Source organism: Rhizobium sp. A37_96, assembly GCF_053521765.1.
The window spans coordinates 1,119,707-1,143,182 of the sequence record NZ_JBNWDS010000001.1; the positions used below are offsets into that span (position 1 = coordinate 1,119,707).

Sequence of the window (23,476 nt, forward strand, 5' to 3'; positions counted from 1 at the left end):
AAACCGGATGCTGAAGCGACAGGCGCAATGCCTGCCGATCAGGCAGAATTTTCAGAATTGCCTAATTATTTTGCACTGCAATAAAATGCTTGACATTTGTGCAGTGCGATAGCAGTATCCGGCTACAGTCTTTTGACTGTAAATACCCTCCTTGGGTGTTTCCTCCCTAGACTTAGCCGCGCCACGAGCGCGGTTCTTTTTTGGCCGGACCGGCGATTTCCGGGGGAAGCCGCGCTCGCTACGGCATTGTGGAGCGCACCTTCGTTTTCAGAAAATCGAGAACATCGACCTTCTCCGTCTGGATGGGCAGCGTCATGAACTGGTTGATAGCCGTAAATATCATCCAGTGGGTCGGCCGCTCCCAGATCTCGATAACGGTGGACCAAGGAATTTTCGCCGATCCCAGATCAGACGCGACGTCAAACCCCTCGTCATAAAAAACAAACGTCGCCTGTCGGGTCTGCATTCGGCGGAATTTTCCGACAGTATTGCGGTAATGCGCAATCCACGCGACGAGAATCATAGCGGGATAGAGAAGAACAAGGCCGCCGAAGACACCGGTCAGCCATCCGGCATCACCGCTCCAAAGCTGCCAAAGAAACAGCGCAACCATTGCAATTTCCGCGACCCAGAGACGCTTCTGATTGGCAATCAGCCGCCGCCAGACAAAAGTCCTCACAGCATCGCGTACGATTTCTTCTGTATAGGTGACGGTGATAGTCTGATGCATGGCCCATCTAATGCGTTCAGCCTATCGCCAAGCTTTGGATTTCCGCATCATCCATAGGCAGATCTAACTTGCTGATGCATCCTTTGGCGAGCCGAACGGCACGGTCACTCCGCCGCCAGCGCCGGATCGCCCGTATAGGATTCCACATGCTCGGCCATGCGCTTCATGAAAAGCGTGATGGCTTCCGCGACCGTGTCGAAATCCGGACGTTTCTCCAGCGTCGTCTCATCGACATAGAGCGAACGATTGACCTCGATCTGCAGGGCATGCAGCCCGCGCGAGGGGCGGCCATAATGCTCGGTGATGAAGCCGCCGGCATAGGGCTTGTTGCGCACGGCGTTGAAGCCGAGTTCCTCGAGGATCTGCATGGCGGCGCGCGAAAGCTCGGCCGAGGCGCTGGTGCCATAGCGATCGCCGAGAATGAAATCCGGCCGGGCATTGCTGCCGGCGATACGGATATTGCCCGGCATGGAATGACAATCGACCAGCACGCCGAAACCGAACTTGACATGGGTGCGCGCGATCAGCCGCCGAAGCGTGGCATGATAGGGCTTATAGATGGTGTCGATGCGCTTCAACGCATCCTCCACCGGCACGCGGCGCGCGTAGATCTCCATGTTCTCGGCGACGATTCGCGGAATGGTGCCGAGCCCGCCGGCCACGCGCAGAGAATTGATGTTCGCATAGGGCGGCAACGCGCCGTCGAACATGCGCGGATCGAGCTCGTAGGGCTCGCGGTTCACATCGATGTAGGCGCGCGGAAAGTTGGCAAGCAGCAACGGCGCGCCAAGCGAGCTTGCGGCCGAAAAAAGCTCGTCGACATAATGGTCTTCCGAGCGCCGGATGGCGATGCCCTGAAGGCGGGACTGCGCGATGAAATCCGGGGGATAGACGCGACCACTATGAGGCGAGCTGTAGACAAACGGTATCGTCTGGGAGGCGGGCTCCAATACCTCGAAAATCTCGAAACTACGCATTTCCGCCGACATCAACGTCTTTACCATGCCAACAACTTGTCGCAGTAATCATGTTGCCAGTTGCATGACCGCAAGTCCATAGTAACTTGAACGAAATGGCCTTAATCCAAAGCGCCGTAATCGAAATCTCCGGATGCCCGGCCAGCGGAAGCGCAACGCGCTTTCGTGGAAAGTAACTATGCCTCGAACAAATGCTGGAATGGCGCGTTTTGGCTGTCCATTCACAGCTTGTTTACGGCGTGGCGCTAACCTAAACGCTGGACGAGTCCAACAAGACAAAGTTGATTAGCGAAAAGATGATGACCCAGAAGATACTTCTTGCCGAAGACGACAACGACATGCGTCGCTTTCTCGTGAAAGCACTCGAAAAAGCCGGCTACAAGGTCTTGTCCTTTGACAATGGAGCAAGCGCTTACGATCGGCTGCGGGAAGAGCCGTTCTCGCTGCTTTTGACTGACATCGTCATGCCGGAGATGGATGGCATCGAGCTGGCCCGCCGCGCCACCGAGCTCGATCCGGACCTCAAGGTGATGTTCATCACCGGCTTTGCGGCCGTCGCGCTGAACCCTGATTCGAAGGCGCCGAAGGATGCAAAGGTCCTTTCCAAGCCCTTCCACCTTCGCGAACTCGTTGACGAGGTCAACAAACTCCTTGCCGCGTAGGGCTTTCGGCGGCCTCGTCACAAAACCGAAAAAAGCCTATTGACGGCCACCAAGGTTTTGTGATCTATGCGCCGCCATCGGATGGGCGTGTAGCTCAGCGGGAGAGCACTACGTTGACATCGTAGGGGTCACAGGTTCAATCCCTGTCACGCCCACCATCCTAATTCGCTGAAAAGCAAGGCCTTTCGAGAAATCGAAAGGCCTTTTCAGTTTCATATCGATCTGTGGAACGTCACGTTTGCCTTGAACCGGATTGTCCCAAAGGCTCCCCGGGAGCCAAGGCGAATTGCAGGCGGTCAGCGATCCAGAAAATGCCGGAAGACTGCCGTCGTCGGATAGGCGTAGACGCCACGATCGACAAAGCCATGGCGGTAGAGGCAATCCCTCAGCGCCAGCCAGTAGAAGGTGCTGTTCGGATCCGGCGACCCCCGATGCCAGGAATAGGCTTCCGGCTCGCAATAATTGAGAGCCCTGTCATATCTTGCCAGCACCACCGGATCGCTGTCGGCACGAATGCCCTGGTAAGTCTGATAGTTTGAAGGCGCCTCACCTGCGGAGACGCATGCCAGGCTCAAAATCGCCCCCAGCGCTAACATCATTCTCATGTGCTTCGATCTCCAACTTGCCGCGTCCCGAAAATTCGAGCGCAGGTCGAGAATAATCGCCTTTTGGGCGATAGCCAATCACATGCTGATGTTCGTGGGGATTGCGCGCTGCGCGAAGCCTGCGACACAAGTTCCCGCCACAAGCCGCTTGACTTCCGGCCGCGCCGTCATCCTACTGTCACATCAGCGCATCGATCATACGGGAGGACGAGATGACGGTGATGAAGCGGCAGTTCTACAAGAACCACAAGCCCAATGGCGACGAATATATGTTCCACCTCGCCCGCGATACTGAAAGCGGCGAAGTCTTCGTCATCCGCCAGGCGGACTATACCGTCGACGGCGGCAGCGAAAAAACCATGACCCTTTACGAATTCCTCGCCGGCGGCGGCAACCGCCAGAATGCCCTGCTGCAACTGATCGGCTCCCTCGTCCCGGAAGCCGCGCCACACTGAGGGATCTCGCGCAAAAGCGTGCAGCGGTTCCGTGATAGCGATATCGCGAACCATCGGCCTGAAGCGTGACGAACTGATTCGAAAGATCGGAATGCGCTTCAGGCCTGCGTGTCCGCTTCGGGTTGACTGCCACATTTGGATCGGCGAATCTGCAGGGGCTTGAAAGGAGCCCCTCTTATGCGATTCGCAGGCATTGCTTTTGGATTAACCGTATTGACGGCAACGTCGGCCGGCGCTGTGGAAAATTTTCCGTCGCAAGGCGTCACCGTCGTCAGTGGAAAATGTTCCAAACTCGTGGTCGGCAAGCTCGATGCCTCCAAGGGGTGCAAGGCCGAAATCGCCAGCGTGACGACCCCTGACGGCACGGTGACTTTCATCTTCACCTCCGGCGGCAAGATGCTCGGCTTCCAGGGCAACGGCAAGGGCATCAAGCCGGGCAGCCAGAAGGGAACCGCGCAACTGCCGATCGATATCATCTCGACGGGTGCCGGCAACAAGATGGCCGGCCGGGTGGAAGCCAAGGGCACCTGCACGTTCGCCAATCCCTACGCGGGCAAGCCGATCGCCATCGAATGCTCGGCTAAATCGACCGAAATGAGCTTCAACGGCAACTTCACCTCCGACGGCAAGGCGCCCCGACACAAGTGAGCGGCGTCCCCGGCGTGACTTGCGGCCGGACTAGTGCCGCCGGCCGCTCTTCTGCTTGTGGCCGTGGTTGGCATCGGCCGGCGCTTCGCGCGAAAGGTCCGCGCCATTGACGTGGGCCGGGACGTGAACGTCCTCATGCGTCACGGGATGCAGCGTCAGGTCCACCTGATGCGGCGGCAGGACCTGGGCCTGCCGAAGCGTGTTCGGCCGGGCCTTCTTCTGCCGCTCCGTCAGTTCCGGCTTTTCCGATTGTTCTTTGCGGTGAATGGGGTTCGGGCTCATGGGAGCTGCTCCTGTCGGTCGTTGTCGTTGAAACACTAGATCCGCTCTAGGATCCGCTTGGCGGGCGGCACAAACATGCCTCAAGGGCAAACGCCGCCTTTTCCGTTTGGTTCCCGGAATTCTCAATTATCGGGAGTAGCCGCCGCGGCCGCCATTTCAACTCTTGACCTGCGTCGCGACTTCACTAACTATGAGCCATCTCCGCGCCTCTCTGACATCGGCGACGGATTGAACTTTGGTGCCGGGCCCCTCTGGCGAGAGTTTTCACGGCGCTCTCGCGATGTCGGTACCGCCTGCAGATTAGCCGGCGGATTTTTTTCCATGATCAGTCTGACCATGCCTCACCCGCATGCCGTCTTTGGTATGCGGCCATGCGCGCGACCCGGATATAGTCACTCGTCTTGCAACGAGGTGCGCCGATGACACCGGCCCCTGCCTCCAGATCCGTGCTCGGCTATTTCGGCTGGGCGTTTGCCGTCACCATCGGCGGCCTTGCCCTCGGCGCCCTCCTGGGCTGGAACACCACCGGCACCTTCGGCGGCCTCGCCACCGCCTTCTTCATCTGCGCGGTCCTGGCCGTCCTGGAGATTTCGCTCTCCTTCGACAACGCCATCGTCAATGCCAACAAGCTCAAGGAAATGACCCCAGTCTGGCAGCATCGCTTCCTGACGTGGGGCATCATCATCGCCGTCTTCGGCATGCGCATCGTCTTCCCGCTGATGATCGTCGCCGTCGCCGCCTGGATCAATCCCTGGGAGGCATTGAAGCTTGCCGCCGCCGAGCCGGAGCAATATGCGCAGATCATGCGGGCGGCACATCTGCCCATCGCCGCCTTCGGCGGCACGTTCCTGATGATGGTCGGCCTGACCTATTTCTTCAATCAGGAGAAGGATGTGCACTGGATCGGCTTCATCGAGAAGCGCATGGCGCATTTTGCCACCGTCAAGGGTGTGGAAATCGCCTTCGTGCTGATCCTCGTTCTCGTCTTCAGCTCCCTGCTCGACGGCGATGATTCGACGACCTTCCTGCACGCCTCCATCTACGGTCTCCTGACCTTCCTGCTGGTGGAGGTCCTGGCCGGGTTTCTGGATGCGTCGCAAAAGACGATGAGCGCTGCGGCAAAGGGCGGCTTCGGCGCCTTTCTCTATCTCGAAATCCTCGACGCCAGCTTCTCCTTCGATGGCGTCATCGGCGCTTTCGCCCTGACGCAGAACCTGTTCATCATCGCCATCGGCCTCGGCATCGGCGCCATGTATGTCCGCTCCATGACGATCATGCTGGTGGAAAAGGGCACGCTCGCCCACTACCGCTATCTCGAACATGGCGCCTTCTACGCCATATTGATCCTGTCGATGATCATGTACGTGCAGACGCTCATGCATATTCCGGAAGTCATCACCGGCCTCGGCGGCGCGGCCCTGATCGGCATCTCTCTCTGGTCGTCGATCCGCTACAACAGGCGCAATAACCTCGCCCCTGCATCGGCAAACGACGAGCACGACAGGGCGGAAGCCTAGGCAGACGAGTTGCGATCATCGCCATTCGCGGCCGAGCCGTGACGCATGCAAGACGGAAGCCGCTTACGACGGCTTCCGTTTTTGATTCGGGAAGACGTCTTCGGCGGACTTTCTTCGGACTTTCCAAACCAAGGTCGCCGAATGTTTACGATCTCGACGCATTGACGCTGGTGCTTTAAGAAAAAATATCGCAATGGCGATGAAAGTTGTCGAAGGAGCGTAAGCGAAAGCGCAATGGTTGCGCATCGTCGAGACGGCTCCCGAATGAGACGCTCAGGGGAGGCAAAACATGGCGGCAAAGATCGTTCCGGTGATCATGGCAGGCGGCAAGGGAACACGACTGTGGCCGCTATCGCGCGCTTCCGCCCCGAAGCAGTTCATTCAGTTCATCGGCGACAGGACGCTGTTTCAGAATACGCTGGAACGTGTGGCCGATCCGGAGCTTTACGAGGCACCGATCGTCCTGACCAATGAGGAATTCCGCTTCCTCGTCGCGGAGCAGGCGCGCGAACTGGGCCTGAAGCTTGCCGCCGTGCTGTTGGAACCGGTCGCGCGCAACACCGCCGCCGCCGTTGCCGCCGCCGCGACACTCGTTTCCGAACTTTTCGGCAAGGACGCGATCATGCACGTCCTCGGCTCCGATTACGAGATCGACGCCAGCGCGACCTATTACGACTGCGTGCGCCTGGCGCGCGATACGGCGCACCATGGCAAGCTCGTCACCTTCGGCATCACGCCGACGGAGCCTGCCACCGGCTACGGCTATATCGAAAGCGGCAAGGCGCTTTCGACCGGCGCCCATGCCGTCAAGCGCTTCGTCGAGAAGCCCGCGCTCGAAAAGGCCGAGGAGATGGTCGCAAGCGGCGGCTTCTACTGGAACTCGGGCATGTTCATGTTCTCGGCAAGCCAGCTTCTCTCCGAGATGAAGGAATTTGCGCCGGACGTCGAAAAAGCCGCCAGCAAGGCCGTCTCCAAATCGACGCGCGATCTCGATTTCACCCGCCTCGACGCCGACAATTTCGCAAAGAGCCCGGACATTTCCATCGACTATGCCCTGATGGAAAAAACGGCGAATGCCGCCGTCGTTCCCTCGCCTTTCACCTGGTCCGACCTCGGCAGCTGGGATGCGGTTTGGAAAGTCGGCAAGCGCGATGAAAGCGGCAACGTCTCGGCCGGCTCCGCGACCCTGGTCAACACGAAGAATTCGCTCGTCATGAGCCACAGTCTCCACGTCGCCGTTCAGGGGCTTGAGGATGTCGCCGTCATCGCCAGCGAGGATGCCGTCTACGTCGGCCCCTTAAGCGAAAGCCAGGAAGTCGGCAAGCTCGTCAAGCTGCTGGCGAGCCAGAAGGCGACGGCCAAGCTCACCGAAACGCATCCGACATCCTACCGCCCGTGGGGCGGCTATACGTCGGTGCTGAACGGCGAGCGCTTCCAGGTCAAGCGCATCTTCGTGCTGCCCGGCAAGAAGCTGTCGCTGCAGAAGCATCATCATCGCTCCGAACACTGGATCGTCGTCAAGGGCACGGCCGAGGTGACGGTCGGCGAGAATGTGCAGATGCTGCGCGAAAACGAGTCGATCTATATCCCGCTCGGCGAAGTGCACCGCCTCTCCAATCCGGGCAAGATCCTGCTGGAGCTCATCGAGGTGCAGACGGGCTCCTATCTCGGCGAGGACGATATCATCCGTCTCGTCGACGAGTTCGGCAGAAGCTGAGCCGAAGTAAAGCAATAGAGTTTGCAAAAACGGCGGGTAAAACCCGCCGTTTCTGTTTCCGGACGACATGGCAGGAGATGACGAAGCAAAGAGAGACGCCTTGCTTTCTTTCGCTGCATTGCACACACTGCCCATGGGAACAGCAATCACCGCACAACGATGCGGGCAAGGCGAAGAGACATATGGCGATCAAGGCGAGCATCTATCATCTCACCCATTACAAATACGACAATCCGGTCCGCCTCGGTCCCCAGATCATCCGCCTGAAACCCGCCTCGCATTCCAAGACCCGTGTGCTGAGCCACTCGCTGAAGGTCACCCCCTCAAATCATTTCGTGAACCTGCAACAGGATCCCTACGGCAACTATCTCGCCCGTTTCGTCTTTCCCGATCCGGTGACCGAGCTGAAGATCGAGGTCGATCTGGTCGCCGACATGACGGTCTACAATCCCTTCGACTTCTTCGTCGAAGAGGAAGCCACCAAATGGCCCTTCGACTATCCCGAGACCATCCGCGAGGATCTGTCGATCTACATGACGCCGGAAGAAACCGGCCCACGGCTGCAAGCCTTTCTCGATACGCTCGACCGTTCCGAGCAGCCGACCGTCGACATGATCGTCGGCATCAATGCACGGCTGCAGCAGGAGATCGGCTACGTCATCCGCCTGGAAACCGGTGTGCAGACGCCGGAGGAAACTCTTGAAAGAGCCAAAGGGTCTTGTCGCGACACCAGCTGGCTGTTCGTCCAGATCCTGCGTCATCTCGGTCTCGCCGCACGCTTCGTCTCGGGCTATCTCATCCAGCTCACGCCGGATCTGAAGGCGCTCGACGGCCCCTCCGGCACCGAAGTCGATTTCACCGATCTGCATGCCTGGGCCGAGGTCTATCTTCCCGGAGCCGGCTGGGTCGGCCTTGATCCGACCTCGGGCCTTCTGACCGGCGAAAGCCATATTCCACTCGCCGCCACGCCGCATTACCGCAACGCCGCGCCGATCTCGGGCGGCTATTTCGGCGAAGCCAGGACCGAATTCGACTTCAAGATGACGGTCACCCGCGTCGCCGAACATCCGCGCATCACCAAGCCCTTCTCCGACGAAAGCTGGGAGGCGCTGAACGCGCTCGGCATGGAGGTCGATCGCATCCTGCAAGCCGATGACGTGCGCCTGACCATGGGCGGCGAGCCGACTTTCATCTCGATCGACGATTTCCAATCGGAAGAATGGAACACGGCCGCCGTCGGTCCGACCAAGCGCGACAGGGCCGATCAGCTGATCCGCCGCCTGCGCGATCGCTTCGCGCCCGGCGGCTTCCTGCATTATGGTCAGGGCAAATGGTATCCGGGCGAAAGCCTGCCGCGCTGGACCTTCTCGCTTTACTGGCGCAAGGACGGCAGGCCCATCTGGCAAAACCCGGCTCTGATCGCGGAGGAAACCGCAAAAACCGGCGCGAACGACGAGGACGCCGGAAGGCTTCTGGCCGCGATTGCCAGCGAACTGGCGATCGAGCCCGACATGGTGCAGCCAGCCTACGAGGATCCGGCCGAATGGATCGTCAAGGAAGGCAGCCTTCCCGAAAACGTCGATCCGTCCAATTCGAAACTGAAGGACCCCGAGGAGCGCAGCCGCATCGCCCGCGTTTTCGAGCGCGGCCTGACGACACCGACCGGCTATATATTGCCCATACAGGCATGGAACGCCCGCGCCGGCCGCACGCGCTGGGTCAGCGAAAAGTGGCGCACCCGCCGCGGCAAGATTTTCCTTGTGCCGGGCGATTCGCCGGTCGGCTATCGCCTGCCGCTCGGCACGCTGCCCTATGTGCCGCCGTCACGCTATCCCTATATCCATACCGCCGACCCCACCATTCCGCGCACGCCTTTGCCCGACGTCATCGTGCCGGCTGGCCGCGCCATGCCGGAAGCCTCGTTCCAGGCCGACGAAAGCGCGCAATCGCGCGTCGAGCAGACGCTCGGCGAAATCGGCGGCGCCGTGCGCACGGCAATCTCCGTCGAGCCGCGTGACGGCCGGCTCTGCGTGTTCATGCCCCCGGTCGAACAGATCGAACACTATCTCGAACTGCTGGCGGCGGCCGAGAATGCTGCGGCCGAGCTTGGCCTTCCGGTCCATATCGAGGGCTATTCGCCGCCGCAGGACGAGCGCATCAACGTCATCCGCGTCGCGCCGGATCCCGGCGTGATCGAGGTCAACATCCACCCGGCATCGAACTGGCAGGACTGCGTCGATATCACGACGGCGGTTTACGAAGAGGCGCGGCAGACGCGGCTCGGCACCGACAAGTTCCTGATCGACGGTCGTCACACCGGAACCGGCGGCGGCAACCATGTCGTCGTCGGCGGCGCCAATCCGAACGACAGCCCGTTCCTGCGCCGTCCCGACCTGCTGAAGAGCCTGGTGCTGCACTGGCAGCGCCATCCCTCCCTCTCCTACCTCTTTTCCGGTCTGTTCGTCGGCCCGACCAGCCAGGCGCCGCGCATCGACGAAGCCCGTCATGACAGCCTCTACGAGCTGGAAATCGCCATCGCCCAGGTGCCGGCTCCCGGCGGGGGGCAACCGCCGCTTCCATGGCTGGTGGATCGCCTCTTCCGCAACCTTCTGACCGACGTCACCGGCAACACCCACCGCTCAGAAATCTGCATCGACAAGCTTTTCTCCCCGGATGGACCGACGGGACGCCTCGGCCTGGTCGAATTCCGTGGCTTCGAGATGCCGCCGAATGCCCGCATGAGTCTTGCCCAGCAATTGCTGGTGCGCGCGCTCATCGCCCGCTTCTGGCGCAACCCCATCGATGGCGGGTTCGTGCGCTGGGGCACGACGCTGCACGATCGCTTCATGCTGCCGCATCACATCTGGCAGGACTTCCTCGACGTGCTTGCCGATCTCCGCGAAAACGGCTTCGATCTGCGGCCGGAGTGGTTCCAGGCACAGCTCGAATTCCGTTTTCCCTTCTGCGGAGAGGTGGAATACGAGGGCAACAAGCTGGAACTGCGCCAGGCACTCGAACCATGGCATGTGATGGGCGAAGAAGGCGCGGTCGGCGGCACGGTGCGTTATGTCGATTCGTCGGTGGAACGGCTGCAGGTGCGGTTCGAATCGGCCAATCCATCACGCTACACGGTTGCCTGCAATGGCCGCCCCTTGCCGCTGACGCCGACGGGCTTGTCAGGCGTTTCCGTCGCCGGCGTGCGCTACAAGGCATGGCATCCGGCGTCGGGCCTGCATCCCGTCCTGCCCATCGATACGCCGCTGACCCTGGACGTCTACGATAGATGGTCACGGCGCTCGATCGGCGGCTGCATCTACCATGTTGCCCATCCCGGCGGCCGGAACTACGACACTTTCCCGGTCAACGGCAACGAGGCGGAAGCGCGACGTCTTGCGCGATTCGAACCTTGGGGGCATACAGCAGGTAGCTACGCCCTGAGACCGGAGGCCACGTCGGCGGAATTCCCGCTGACCCTCGACCTCAGGCGACCGGCGGGAATTTGAGACGGAACTAACTTTACATGGGTAGAAAACCGGCGACGGAACGGCGGGACAGCGTAAAGACCGGGGTCGGCAAGGATCCGGCCTTTGCCTATCGTCCATTGCCGGGTATCGCCGACGAGATGGTCGACAATGACGGGACCGTCCGTCCGGTCTGGCAAAACCTGTTGTCGGCGCTGTCGCGCATGTCGGAACCGGAGCTGGTGGAGCGCTTCGCGCGCGCCGACCGTTACCTGCGGGACGCGGGCGTTTTCTATCGAGCCTATGGAACCACGGGCGCCAGCGAACGCGGCTGGCCGATCTCGCATATTCCCGTGCTCATCGACGAGCGCGAATGGCAATCGCTTTCCGAGGGCCTGCGCCAGCGCGCCGATCTGCTCGAAGCGGTCATCGCCGACATCTACGGCGATAGCCGGCTGGTCAGCGAAGGGCTGCTGCCGCCTGCATTGATCGCGGCCAATCCGGAGTTCCTGCGTCCGCTCGTCGGCGTCAAGCCCGCAAGCGGTCACTATCTGCATTTCCTGGCTTTCGAAGTCGGCCGTGGACCGGACGGCAACTGGTGGGTGCTGGCGGACCGCGCGCAGGCGCCGTCAGGCGCCGGCTTCGCGCTGGAAACCCGCGTCGCCACGACCCGCGCCTTCTCCGACATCTATGCCGAAACCAAGGTCCATCGCCTCGCCTCCTTCTTCGGCGCCTTTCGCGATGCTCTGCTCGGCGGCAAGCGCAGCGGCGAAGGACGCGTCGCCGTGCTGACGCCGGGGCCGGCCAATGAGACCTATTACGAGCACGCCTATATCGCCCGCTATCTCGGCTTCATGCTGCTGGAGGGCGAAGACATCACCGTGGTCAACGATCAACTGATGGTGCGCACCGTCGCGGGCCTGCGGCCGATCAGCGTGCTCTGGCGCCGCCTCGACGCCTCCTACGCCGATCCGCTGGAACTCAACCAGCAATCCCATATCGGCACGCCGGGCCTGGTCGAGGCATTGCGGGCGCAGACGGTGACCATCGTCAATGCGCTCGGCTCCGGCATCCTCGAGACGCGCGCCCTGCTTGCCTTCATGCCCACCATCTGTCGGCATCTGCGCGGCGAGGAACTGAAGCTGCCGTCGATCGCGACGTGGTGGTGCGGCCAGAAGAGCGAGCGCGAGCATGTCGCCGCCAACATCGAGAAGATGGTCATCGGCCCGGCCTATTCCTGCATGCCCTTCTTCGACGACAGCGGCCAGTCCGTGCTGGGCTCGACGTTGCGCAGCACCGCTCGCGATTCGATCGCCGACTGGCTGACGACGGAGGGCCAGAAGCTCGTCGGCCAGGAGGTCGTCACGCTTTCCACCACACCGGCCTGGGTCAACGGCAAGCTGACGCCGCGGCCGATGAGCCTGCGCGTCTTCGCCGCCCGCACCGAAAACGGCTGGCAGATCATGCCCGGCGGCTTTGCACGCATCGGCAGCGGCGACGACGTCGCGGCCATTGCCATGCAGTCGGGCGGCTCGGCCGCCGATGTCTGGATCGTTTCCGACAAGCCCGTCGAAGCGCATACGCTGCTGCCGGCCGAAGAAACCTTCACCCGCAACATGCCGGGCAGCCTGCCGAGCCGCGCGGCCGACAACCTCTTCTGGCTTGGCCGCTATATCGAGCGCGCCGAAGGCGCTTTGCGCATCCTGCGCGCCTGGCATGGGCGTTTTGCCGAAGCGGCCGACCCGAGCCAGCCGCTGCTTGCCGACGTCACGGATTATCTCGCCGCCATCGACATCGACACCAAGCAGGCCGTGCCGGAAAACCTGCTGCGCAACATCGACAGCGCCGTCTATTCGGCCAGCAACATCCGCGATCGCTTTTCTCCGGACGGCTGGCTCGCCCTGAACGACCTCGCCACCACCGCGCGCCGCTTCAAGGAAAGGGTCAAGCGTGGCGACGACGCCAGCCATGCCATGACGATCCTTTTGCGCAAGCTCGCAGGCTTTGCCGGTCTGGTGCACGAAAACATGTATCGCTTCACCGGCTGGCGTTTCCTGTCGCTCGGACGCTACATCGAACGCGGCCTGCACATGACGCGGCTGCTCGGCCACATGTCGGGCCCCGATGCGCCTGATGGAGCGCTCGACATGCTTCTGGAAATCGGCGACAGCGTCATGACCCATCGCCGCCGCTACAACGTCAATACCGCCCGCCTGACGGTGACGGACCTCCTCGCGCTCGATCCCCTCAACCCGCGCTCGATCCTCTTCCAGATGAACGAGATCCACCGCGAGGTCGAGCAACTGCCGAACGCCTTCGTCAACGGCCAGATGTCGCCCTTCTACCGCGAGGCCATGCGCCTGCATTCGGGGCTGGCCGTCATGACGCCGGAAACGATGACCGTCGAGGTCTATCAGCAGTTGGCGCGCGAATTGGAGCGGCTTTCCGACCTGCTGGCGCGCACCTATCTCGGATGACGTGATGCTTTACGATCTCTCGCTTCACATGGGCTATATCTACGACGTGCCGGCAAGCGGCGCGCGCCATATTCTGCGCGTCATGCCGCTGTCCCTGCCCCATCGGCAGCGGCTGATCGCCGGTTCGGTGAAAGTGACCCCGGGCCCGGACGAGCAATCGAATTTCACCGACTTCTTCCAGCATCCGGCAACCTCGATCCTCGTGCGCGATCCGCATGAAAGGCTCGACATCCGCATGCAGGCGCGCGTGCAGGTGGAAAGCCAGCCGGTGGCGGCCGATTTCTCGCCGGTGCTTGCCAAGTTGCCCGAGGAAATCAGCGACTGCTGGTCGATCGATCCCTCGTCGCCCCATCATTTTATCGGCAGCAGCCCGCGCCTGCCCGAAACAGGTGAAATTGCCGACTATGCCCGGCGATGGAAGGCCACGAATCTGACGACGCTGCAGATCGCGCATGCGGCCTGCGCACAGATACACAAGGATTTCACCTACGATCCCAAGGCGACGACGGTCGACACCACGCCCAAGGAGGCCTTTCGCCTCAAGCGCGGCGTATGCCAGGATTTTTCGCATGTGATGATTATCGCGCTTCGCAGCCTCGGCATCCCCGCCGGCTATGTCAGCGGCTTCCTGCGCACCATCCCGCCACCCGGCAAGGAACGGCTCGAAGGCGCCGACGCCATGCATGCCTGGGTGCGCGTCTGGTGTGGCGAGACCGCGGGCTGGATCGAGCTTGATCCGACCAACAACATCCCCGCCGGCACGGATCACATCGTCGTCGCCTATGGCCGCGATTATTCCGACGTCGCGCCGGTCATCGGCGTGCTCAAGAGCTACGGCAACCAGAAGACTGTCCAAGCCGTTGATGTTATTCCTCTAAAATAGCAAAGTTTGAAATAGTAGAAATTCAGCTCAAATTGAGACCGATCAAGCAATTTGTTAAAAAACAACCGGTCGCATAAACGTTCAACTAATGTTTGTAATTGATAGTCCCGCCATTCTTGAGGTTTCACTCTTTCCAATAGGCGGACATGATGATTGCCGGCTCCGATTTACTTCGCGCACTAAAGCAACTTCTACGTGATAGAGCCGGAAATTTTGGCATCCTGACGGCGATTTCGATACCCGTACTGGCAGCCGCGAGCGGCATTGCCATCGACGTTACCAACATGTCGCTGTCTCACAGCCAGCTCCAGGAGGCGACGGACGCCGCCGCGCTTGCCACGGCGACAGCGCTTGCCGACGGCAGCGTCACAACGACGACGGCAAAGGACTTCGGCAATAATTTCGTGCTCGGCCAGATGTCGAATTACCTGTCGGGAGATACCACGACGGCGAATGCGCTGAAAAGCGGGACCAACACGGTCGTAACAAAAACGACCGATTCCTCGGGGAATTCAGGCTATTCCGTCGTGATAAATGCATCGTATTCGATGCCCGTGAACAGTATGACGCGCCTGCTTGGCCAAAGTTCGATGAATATTTCGACGTCGAGTACCTCGATCAGCGGAAAAACTTCTGAAACCCAGAAAAATGCCCTGTCTATGTATTTCGTTCTCGATCGCTCCGGATCCATGGACGAGGCCACAGATACGGTTAACGCCGAACAGCCAACGGTTTGCACAAAAACGAGGCAGGACGGGACGTGCAAAACGACCGCGACCAATTATTACACCAAAATGGAATCGCTGAAGATTGCTACGTCCAATCTCTCCTCCCAATTGAACAGCGCCGATCCGAATATGATGTATGTGCGCACCGGCGCGGTGTCCTATAATTCCGCCGCCCAAAGCGCTTCATCGCTTACGTGGGGCACAAGCGGCATCAAAAGCTATGTCAATAACCTGACATCAAGCGGCTCCACCAATTCGGCCCCCGCTTTTAAGATCGCGGTCAATGCGTTGACGAAACTATCGACAACCGCCGGACTGACGGATGAGCAACAGCAGCATAAAACTAAGAGCGGCGTCACAAATCCGACCATGTACATCGTTTTCATGACGGACGGTGATAACAATGTGGCAAACGCCGACACGGATACGAAAACCCAGTGCGATAAAGCACGTAGCAATGGAATCCACGTCTACACAATTGCCTTCATGGCACCGGCAAATGGTCAGGCATTGCTGAAGTATTGCGCTACCTCACCCTCCGACTACTTCACCCCGCAGAGCGCCGCAGATCTCTTCAAGGCGTTCACGACAATCGCTACGGAAACATCAAAGCAAATGACGCTCCTGACCAAGTGACCGCCGGCGTTTGGCGCCCGGCAACCGCAGGTCGATGCAAAAGAAAAAGCCGCGCGATGCGAGTATCGCGCGGCTTTTTCCTTTATCGGTGCGCGAATAAAAGCCCGAAACACCATCGGAATCAAGTCTTTTCCCGTGAACGGCAAACCTTTCGCGGCTATTTTCGCATCTGCCCAACTCGCTTGTTGCAACTGCTTTACATCAATGCGTAAACTGATAGTGAAACGGAAAGGCAATTCGATTTACGAAGGCGTAACACCCTGAATATAAATCACAAATGGCGAGAGTTGATAGTATGAATAACTTGACGAAGGCCGATCTCCCCGTTCCCGCGCCGCGCAGTTCCCGCCCTGAAATCCTTGCCGAAGAAATCATCGAGCGCCTGACATACCGCATCGGCAAGGATGCGAAGGTCGCCAAGCCGCACGACTGGCTGACGGCAACGATCCTTGTCATTCGCGACCGCGTCATCGACAAGTGGATCGAATCGACCCGCAAGGTCTATGAGACGGACGCCAAGCGCGTCTACTACCTATCCCTTGAGTTCCTGATCGGCCGCCTGATGCGCGATGCCATCTCCAATCTCGGGCTGATGGAGGAAATCACCAACGCACTTGCTTCGCTTGGCGTCGATATCCGCGTCATTGCCGGCCTCGAGCCCGATGCAGCGCTCGGCAATGGCGGCCTCGGTCGTCTCGCCGCCTGCTTCATGGAATCCATGGCGACGGTCGACGTGCCCGCCTACGGCTACGGCATCCGCTACGTGCACGGCCTCTTCCGCCAGCAGATGGCCGATGGCTGGCAGGTGGAACTGCCCGAAACCTGGCTGGCGCATGGCAATCCCTGGGAGTTCGAACGCCAGGAAAGCTCCTACGAAATCGGCTTTGGCGGCGCTGTGGAGACCGTCAGCGGCCATGACGAACTGCCGCGCTACGTCTGGAAGCCGGCTGAACGCGTCATCGCCACGGCATTCGACACCCCGGTCGTCGGCTGGCGCGGCCATCGCGTCAACACGCTGCGCCTGTGGTCGGCCCAGCCGATCGATCCCATCCTGCTCGATGCCTTCAACGCCGGCGACCATATCGGCGCGCTGCGCGAAAGCAACAAGGCCGAAAGCCTGACGCGCGTCCTCTATCCGGCCGACGCAACCCCCGCCGGCCAGGAATTGCGCCTGCGCCAAGAGTTCTTCTTCTCGTCCGCGTCGCTGCAGGACATCCTGCGCCGCCACCTGCAGCAATATGACGATCTGACCAATCTTGCCGAGAAGGTCGCCATCCAGCTGAACGACACGCACCCCGCCGTCTCCGTCGCGGAGATGATGCGCCTGCTGGTCGACGTTCATGGCCTCGATTTCGACAAGGCCTGGGATATCACCCGCGAGACGTTCGGCTACACCAATCATACGCTGCTGCCGGAAGCTCTCGAAAGCTGGCCGGTGCCGCTGTTCGAGCGTCTGCTGCCGCGCCACATGCAGATCGTCTATGCCATCAACGCGAAGATCCTCGTCGAGGCACGCAAACTGCGCAATTTCAGCGATACCGAAATCCGCTCGATTTCCCTGATCGACGAAGCCGGCGATCGCCGCGTGCGCATGGGCAATCTCGCCTTCGTCGGTTCGCACTCGATCAACGGCGTTTCCGCGCTCCATACCGATCTGATGAAGGTCACTGTCTTTGCCGACCTGCACAAGCTCTATCCCGACCGCATCAACAACAAGACGAACGGGATTACGCCGCGCCGCTGGCTGATGCAGTGCAATCCGGGTCTCACCAGCCTCGTGCGCGAAACCATCGGCGATGCCTTCCTCGACGATGCGGAGCAGCTGAAGCCGTTGGATCAGTTCGCCCGCGACAGCGCCTTCCAGGAGAAGTTCGCCGCCGTCAAGCGCGCCAACAAGGTGCAGCTCTCCAACCTCGTCGCCAGCCGCATGGGCATCAAGCTCGATCCGAATGCCATGTTCGACATCCAGATCAAGCGCATTCACGAATACAAGCGCCAGCTTCTCAATGTCATCGAGGCCGTGGCGCTCTACGATCAGATCCGTTCGCATCCCGAGCTGGATTGGCAGCCGCGCGTCAAGCTCTTCGCCGGCAAGGCGGCGCCGAGCTATCACAACGCCAAGCTCATCATCAAGCTGATCAACGACGTCGCCCGCGTCGTCAACAACGACCCGTCGGTGCGGGGCCTGCTGAAGGTCGTCTTCGTGCCGAACTACAATGTCTCGCTTGCCGAGGTCATGGTTCCCGCCGCCGATCTTTCCGAGCAGATTTCCACCGCCGGCATGGAAGCATCGGGCACCGGCAACATGAAGTTCGGCCTCAACGGCGCCCTGACGATCGGCACGCTCGACGGCGCCAATGTCGAAATGCGCGACAATGTCGGCGAGGACAACATCGTCATCTTCGGGTTGCGGGCCGACGAGGTCGCCAGCCTGCGCAATGACGGTCATGATCCCCGTGCCATCATCGAGCGCTCGCGCGAGCTCTCGCAGGCGCTCTCGGCCATCGCTTCCGGCGTCTTCTCTCCCGACGACCGCAACCGATACGCCGGTTTGATCGAAGGCATCTATAGCCACGACTGGTTCATGGTTGCCGCCGATTTCGACGCGTATGCCTCGGCGCAGCGCGAAGTCGATATCCTTTGGGCCAATCCGTCCGAATGGTATGCCAAGACGATCAACAACACCGCTCGCATGGGCTGGTTCTCCTCCGACCGGACGATCCGTCAGTATGCCAAGGAAATCTGGAGAGCCGGATGAAAAAGCCGAAAAAACCCGCTGACAGCATAAGCTTGAGGGATATTTCGGCAGACGATATTGCTGCAATTCTCGCAGGCACGCATTCCAATCCGTTCGCCGTCCTCGGCATCCACAAGACGGACGAAGGCTACGTGGCCCGTTGCTTCATCCTCGGCGCGGAAGCCGTCACCGCCTTGGCGCTGGACGGCTCCGTCATCGGTGAGCTGGACTGCCTCGATCCGGCAGGTTTCTTTTCAGGCGACGTGAAGCTCACCAAGCAGCAGCCGGTACGTTATCGCGCAAGGCGCGGCGATGCCGAATGGGCGGTGACCGACCCCTACAGCTTCGGTCCGGTTCTCGGGCCGATGGACGACTATTTCGCCCGTCAGGGCACGCATCTGCGCCTCTTCGACAAGATGGGCGCTCATCCCCTGAAGCATGAGGGCGTGCAGGGCTTCCATTTCGCCGTCTGGGCGCCGAATGCGCAACGCGTTTCGGTCGTCGGCGATTTCAACAACTGGGACGGCCGCCGGCACGTCATGCGCTTCCGTTCGGATTCCGGCATCTGGGAGATTTTCGCCCCGGATGTGCCGACCGGCGTTGCCTACAAGTTCGAAATCCGCGGCAAGGACGGCGTCGTGCTGCCGCTGAAGGCCGATCCCTTTGCCCGCCGGAGCGAATTGCGCCCCAAGACCGCTTCGGTGACGGCAAGCGAACTGCAGCAGGTGTGGGAGGATTCGGCCCACCGCGAACATTGGGCCAGCATCGACATACGGCGCCAGCCCATCAGCATCTACGAGGTTCATGCCGGCTCATGGCAGCGCCGCGATGACGGCTCGATGCTGTCGTGGGACGAACTCGCCTCGCGCCTGATCCCCTATTGCGTCGACATGGGTTTCACCCACATCGAATTCCTGCCGATCACCGAGCATCCCTATGATCCGTCCTGGGGCTATCAGACCACCGGCCTCTATGCGCCGACCGCCCGCTTCGGCGAACCGGAAGGCTTCGCCCGTTTCGTCAATGGCTGCCACAAGGTCGGCATCGGCGTCATCCTCGATTGGGTGCCGGCACATTTTCCGACCGACGAGCACGGCCTTCGCTGGTTCGACGGCACCGCGCTCTACGAGCACGAGGATCCGCGCAAGGGTTTTCATCCCGACTGGAACACAGCGATCTACAATTTCGGCCGTACCGAAGTGCTCGCCTATCTTCTGAACAACGCGCTCTTCTGGGCGGAAAAATTCCACCTGGACGGTTTGCGCGTCGATGCCGTCGCCTCCATGCTCTACCTCGATTATTCGCGCAAGCATGGCGAATGGATCCCGAACGAATATGGCGGCAACGAGAACCTCGAAGCCGTCCGCTTCCTGCAGTCGATGAACACCCGGCTTTACGGTGCGCATCCGGGCGTCATGACCATTGCCGAGGAATCGACCTCGTGGCCGAAAGTGTCGCAGCCGGTCCATGAAGGCGGCCTCGGCTTCGGCTTCAAGTGGAACATGGGCTTCATGCACGACACGCTGAGCTATCTCTCCCGCGAGGCCGTACATCGCAAGTATCACCACAACGAGCTGACCTTCGGTCTGATCTATGCCTTCTCGGAAAATTTCGTCCTGCCGCTCTCCCACGACGAGGTGGTGCACGGCAAGGGATCGCTGATCGCCAAGATGACCGGCGACGACTGGCAGAAATTTGCCAACCTGCGGGCCTATTATGCCTTCATGTGGGGCTATCCCGGCAAGAAGCTGCTCTTCATGGGTCAGGAATTCGCCCAGTGGAGCGAGTGGAGCGAAGAGCGCGCGCTGGACTGGAACCTGCTGCAATACCGTATGCACGAAGGCATGCGGCGTCTCGTTCGCGATCTCAACTTCACCTATCGCAGCAAGCCGGCATTGCATGCCCGCGATTGCGAGGGCGACGGTTTCGAATGGCTCATCGTCGATGATTTCGAAAACTCGGTCTTCGCATGGCTCCGCAAGGCGCCGGGCGAAAAGCCGGTTGCGGTCATCACCAATTTCACGCCAGTCTATCGTGAGAATTATACCTTGCACTTGCCAGCTGAGGGGCGGTGGCGCGAGATATTGAATACCGATGCCGACATCTACGGCGGCAGCGGCAAGGGTAATGGCGGACGAGTGCAGGCCGTCAACGCAGGCGGGGGCATACAAGCGACCATAACGCTGCCTCCACTGGCGACGATCATGCTCGAACCGGAATTCTGAGATCATTACGGACAGGGAGGAATAAAATGGTAGAAAAACGTTTCCAACCGCTGGCGCGCGATGCCATGGCCTACGTTCTTGCCGGGGGACGCGGCAGCCGCCTGAAAGAGCTGACCGACCGCCGTGCCAAGCCGGCCGTCTATTTCGGCGGCAAGACCCGAATCATCGATTTCGCGCTGTCCAACGCTCTCAACTCCGGTATCCGCCGCATCGGCGTCGCAACGCAGTACAAGGCGCACTCGCTGATCCGCCACATGCAGCGCGGCTGGAACTTCTTCCGCCCCGAACGAAACGAAAGCTTCGACATCCTGCCGGCATCGCAGCGCGTCTCGGAAACGCAGTGGTACGAAGGCACGGCCGACGCCGTCTACCAGAACATCGACATCATCGAGCCCTACGGCCCGGAATACATGGTCATCCTCGCCGGCGACCATATCTACAAGATGGACTATGAATGGATGCTGCAGCAGCACGTCGATTCGGGCGCCCAGGTCACCATCGGCTGCCTCGAAGTGCCCCGCATGGAAGCCGTCGGCTTCGGCGTCATGCATGTCAACGAGAAGGATGAAATCATCGATTTCGTCGAGAAGCCCGCGGATCCGCCGGGCATCCCCGGCAATCCGGATTTCGCGCTGGCCTCGATGGGCATCTATGTCTTCCACACGAAATTCCTGATCGAATGCCTGCGGCGCGATGCTGCAGACCCGAATTCCAGCCGCGACTTCGGCAAGGACATCATCCCCTACATCGTCAAGAACGGCAAAGCCGTCGCGCACCGCTTCGCGCAGTCCTGCGTCCGCTCGGATTTCGAGCGCGAGGCCTATTGGCGCGACGTGGGCACGATCGATGCCTACTGGCAGGCGAATATCGACCTGACCGCCGTGGTGCCGGAACTCGACATTTATGACAAATCCTGGCCGATCTGGACCTATGCGGAAATCAGCCCGCCGGCGAAATTCGTCCACGATGACGAAGACCGCCGCGGTTCGGCCGTGTCCTCCGTCGTTGCCGGCGACTGTATCATTTCGGGCGCCAGCCTCTATAACAGCCTGCTCTTCACCGGCGTGCGTGCCAACTCCTACTCCAAGCTGGAGGGAGCAGTGGTGCTGCCGGGCGTCAAGGTCGGCCGCCGCGCGCAGCTCAAGAATGTCGTCATCGACCATGGAGTGACCATTCCGGAGGGCCTGATCGTCGGCGAGGATCCGGAGCTGGATGCCAAGCGCTGGCGCCGCACGGAAAGCGGCATCTGCCTCATCACGCAGACGATGATCGACAAGCTGGATTTGTAACTTATGAAGGTCCTCTCGGTTTCGTCCGAAGTCTTCCCTCTGATCAAGACAGGGGGCCTGGCCGATGTCGCCGGCGCCCTGCCTATCGCGCTCAAGCCCTATGGCGTCGAAACCAAGACCCTCATTCCGGGCTACCCCGCCGTCATGAAGGCCATTCGCGATCCGGTTGTCCGCCTGGAGCTTCCGGATCTCCTCGGCGAGCCGGCAACAGTGCTCGAAGCCGACCACGCGGGCATTTCCTTCCTCGTGCTCGACGCTCCGGCCTATTACAGCCGGACGGGCGGCCCTTACGTCGATGCGACGGGCAAGGATTACCCCGACAACTGGCGGCGTTTCGCCGCACTGTCGCTCGCCGGCGCGGAAATCGCCGCCGGTCTCATGCCCGGCTGGCGGCCGGATCTGGTGCATGCGCATGACTGGCAGTCGGCCATGGTGCCGGTCTACATGCGCTACTATCCGACCCCGGAACTGCCGAGCGTCCTCACCATCCACAACATCGCGTTCCAGGGCCAGTTCGGCGCCGATATCTTCCCCGGCCTGCGGCTGCCGGCCCACGCCTTCTCCGTGGAAGGCGTCGAATATTACGGCGATGTCGGCTTCCTGAAAGGCGGGCTGCAGACGGCCCATGCGTTGACCACCGTCAGCCCGTCCTATGCCGAGGAAATCCTGACGCCGGAATTCGGCATGGGTCTCGAAGGCGTCATCGCCAGCCGGGCTTACAGCCTCTACGGAATCGTCAACGGCATCGACGACGGCATCTGGAACCCGGCAAGCGATCCGATGATCGCTCAGACCTACAGTGCGACGACATTGAAGGACCGCGCCGTGAACCGCCAGCGCGTCATCGAGCATTTCGGCCTCGATAACGACGACGGCCCGATCTTCTGCGTCGTCAGCCGGCTTACCTGGCAGAAGGGCATGGATCTTCTGGCAAGCGTCTCAACCGAAATCGTCCACATGGGCGGCAAGCTCGCCATTCTGGGGGCCGGCGATCCGGCGCTGGAGGGTGCGCTCTTTGCCGCAGCCGGCCGTCACCGCGGCCGCGTCGGCGTTTCCGCCGGCTACAACGAACCGATGTCGCATCTGATGCAGGCCGGTTGTGACGCGATTATCATCCCATCGCGCTTCGAACCCTGTGGCCTCACGCAGCTTTATGGCTTACGTTACGGCTGCCTGCCGATCGTTGCGCGGACAGGCGGGCTCAACGATACCATTATCGACGCCAACCATGCCGCCCTGCAGGCAAAAGTCGCGACCGGCATCCAATTTTCCCCCGTCACCGCCGAGGGGCTGCTGCAGGCCGTACGCCGTGCCATGCATCTCTTCCAGGATCGAAAGGTCTGGACGCAGATGCAAAAGCAGGGCATGAAATCCGACGTATCCTGGGGCAAGAGCGCAGAACGCTACGCCGCTCTATACTCCAGTCTAGTCTCGAGAGGCGCTTAAC

At 60.7% G+C, this 23,476-nt stretch carries 17 protein-coding genes and 1 tRNA gene; 14 read left to right on the forward strand and 4 right to left on the reverse strand.

Annotated features, from left to right (window positions below; all coding sequences use genetic code 11):
* Nucleotides 1–238: 238 nt before the first annotated feature.
* Nucleotides 239–730 (reverse strand): YcxB family protein, encoded by a 492-nt coding sequence (locus tag ACQZ6J_RS05460; protein WP_449082488.1) that lies wholly within the window; start codon nucleotides 728–730, stop codon nucleotides 239–241.
* Between the two features lie 104 nt (nucleotides 731–834).
* The gene (locus ACQZ6J_RS05465) at nucleotides 835–1,734 is read right to left on the reverse strand and encodes an N-formylglutamate amidohydrolase (RefSeq protein ID WP_449082490.1); all 900 of its coding nucleotides are present in this window, start codon (nucleotides 1,732–1,734) and stop codon (nucleotides 835–837) included.
* A 272-nt stretch (nucleotides 1,735–2,006) separates the two neighbouring features.
* Here ACQZ6J_RS05465 and cpdR1 point away from each other — a divergent pair, with 272 nt between their 5' ends.
* The gene (cpdR1, locus tag ACQZ6J_RS05470) at nucleotides 2,007–2,369 is read left to right on the forward strand and encodes a response regulator CpdR1 (protein WP_004117561.1); all 363 of its coding nucleotides are present in this window, start codon (nucleotides 2,007–2,009) and stop codon (nucleotides 2,367–2,369) included.
* Nucleotides 2,370–2,452: 83 nt separating this feature from the next.
* Nucleotides 2,453–2,527, forward strand: a tRNA-Val gene (locus ACQZ6J_RS05475).
* A 138-nt stretch (nucleotides 2,528–2,665) separates the two neighbouring features.
* Here the strand turns inward: ACQZ6J_RS05475 and ACQZ6J_RS05480 are convergent.
* On the reverse strand, nucleotides 2,666–2,974 hold the full coding sequence (locus ACQZ6J_RS05480; RefSeq protein WP_163986755.1) for a hypothetical protein: 309 nt from the start codon (nucleotides 2,972–2,974) through the stop codon (nucleotides 2,666–2,668).
* 212 nt (nucleotides 2,975–3,186) lie between these two features.
* Between ACQZ6J_RS05480 and ACQZ6J_RS05485 the strand changes: the two genes are divergently transcribed.
* Entirely contained in the window at nucleotides 3,187–3,429 is a 243-nt protein-coding gene (locus ACQZ6J_RS05485) for a hypothetical protein (RefSeq protein WP_163986757.1), read from the forward strand.
* Nucleotides 3,430–3,606: 177 nt separating this feature from the next.
* Nucleotides 3,607–4,077, forward strand: a complete 471-nt coding sequence (locus tag ACQZ6J_RS05490; RefSeq protein WP_163986759.1) for a hypothetical protein — start codon at nucleotides 3,607–3,609, stop codon at nucleotides 4,075–4,077.
* A gap of 30 nt (nucleotides 4,078–4,107) precedes the next feature.
* Here ACQZ6J_RS05490 and ACQZ6J_RS05495 read toward each other — a convergent pair whose 3' ends face one another.
* On the reverse strand, nucleotides 4,108–4,359 hold the full coding sequence (locus ACQZ6J_RS05495; RefSeq protein ID WP_163986761.1) for a hypothetical protein: 252 nt from the start codon (nucleotides 4,357–4,359) through the stop codon (nucleotides 4,108–4,110).
* 419 nt (nucleotides 4,360–4,778) lie between these two features.
* Here ACQZ6J_RS05495 and ACQZ6J_RS05500 point away from each other — a divergent pair, with 419 nt between their 5' ends.
* From ACQZ6J_RS05500 to glgA, 10 genes are all read left to right on the forward strand, one after another.
* Complete coding sequence (locus tag ACQZ6J_RS05500; RefSeq protein WP_163986763.1) at nucleotides 4,779–5,876, forward strand: DUF475 domain-containing protein; 1,098 nt, start codon at nucleotides 4,779–4,781, stop codon at nucleotides 5,874–5,876.
* 289 nt (nucleotides 5,877–6,165) lie between these two features.
* Entirely contained in the window at nucleotides 6,166–7,593 is a 1,428-nt protein-coding gene (locus ACQZ6J_RS05505) for a mannose-1-phosphate guanylyltransferase/mannose-6-phosphate isomerase (protein WP_449082493.1), read from the forward strand.
* A 182-nt stretch (nucleotides 7,594–7,775) separates the two neighbouring features.
* A complete protein-coding gene (locus ACQZ6J_RS05510) occupies nucleotides 7,776–11,096 on the forward strand; it encodes a transglutaminase family protein (protein WP_449082495.1) in 3,321 nt (1,106 codons plus the stop codon).
* Nucleotides 11,097–11,113: 17 nt separating this feature from the next.
* Complete coding sequence (locus tag ACQZ6J_RS05515) at nucleotides 11,114–13,531, forward strand: circularly permuted type 2 ATP-grasp protein (RefSeq protein WP_163986769.1); 2,418 nt, start codon at nucleotides 11,114–11,116, stop codon at nucleotides 13,529–13,531.
* 4 nt (nucleotides 13,532–13,535) lie between these two features.
* Nucleotides 13,536–14,414 (forward strand): transglutaminase family protein, encoded by an 879-nt coding sequence (locus tag ACQZ6J_RS05520; RefSeq protein WP_163986771.1) that lies wholly within the window; start codon nucleotides 13,536–13,538, stop codon nucleotides 14,412–14,414.
* A 146-nt stretch (nucleotides 14,415–14,560) separates the two neighbouring features.
* Nucleotides 14,561–15,778: a vWA domain-containing protein gene (locus ACQZ6J_RS05525; protein WP_449082498.1), complete on the forward strand. Its 1,218-nt coding sequence runs from the start codon at nucleotides 14,561–14,563 to the stop codon at nucleotides 15,776–15,778.
* A 295-nt stretch (nucleotides 15,779–16,073) separates the two neighbouring features.
* Nucleotides 16,074–18,536, forward strand: a complete 2,463-nt coding sequence (locus ACQZ6J_RS05530) for a glycogen/starch/alpha-glucan phosphorylase (RefSeq protein ID WP_163986773.1) — start codon at nucleotides 16,074–16,076, stop codon at nucleotides 18,534–18,536.
* Nucleotides 18,533–20,740, forward strand: a complete 2,208-nt coding sequence (gene glgB, locus ACQZ6J_RS05535; protein WP_449082500.1) for a 1,4-alpha-glucan branching protein GlgB — start codon at nucleotides 18,533–18,535, stop codon at nucleotides 20,738–20,740. The genes ACQZ6J_RS05530 and glgB overlap by 4 nt, the downstream gene beginning before the upstream one ends.
* Nucleotides 20,741–20,766: 26 nt before the next feature.
* The gene (gene glgC, locus ACQZ6J_RS05540) at nucleotides 20,767–22,029 is read left to right on the forward strand and encodes a glucose-1-phosphate adenylyltransferase (protein ID WP_163986776.1); all 1,263 of its coding nucleotides are present in this window, start codon (nucleotides 20,767–20,769) and stop codon (nucleotides 22,027–22,029) included.
* Between the two features lie 3 nt (nucleotides 22,030–22,032).
* The gene (gene glgA / locus ACQZ6J_RS05545) at nucleotides 22,033–23,475 is read left to right on the forward strand and encodes a glycogen synthase GlgA (protein WP_449082502.1); all 1,443 of its coding nucleotides are present in this window, start codon (nucleotides 22,033–22,035) and stop codon (nucleotides 23,473–23,475) included.
* Nucleotide 23,476: the final 1 nt, after the last annotated feature.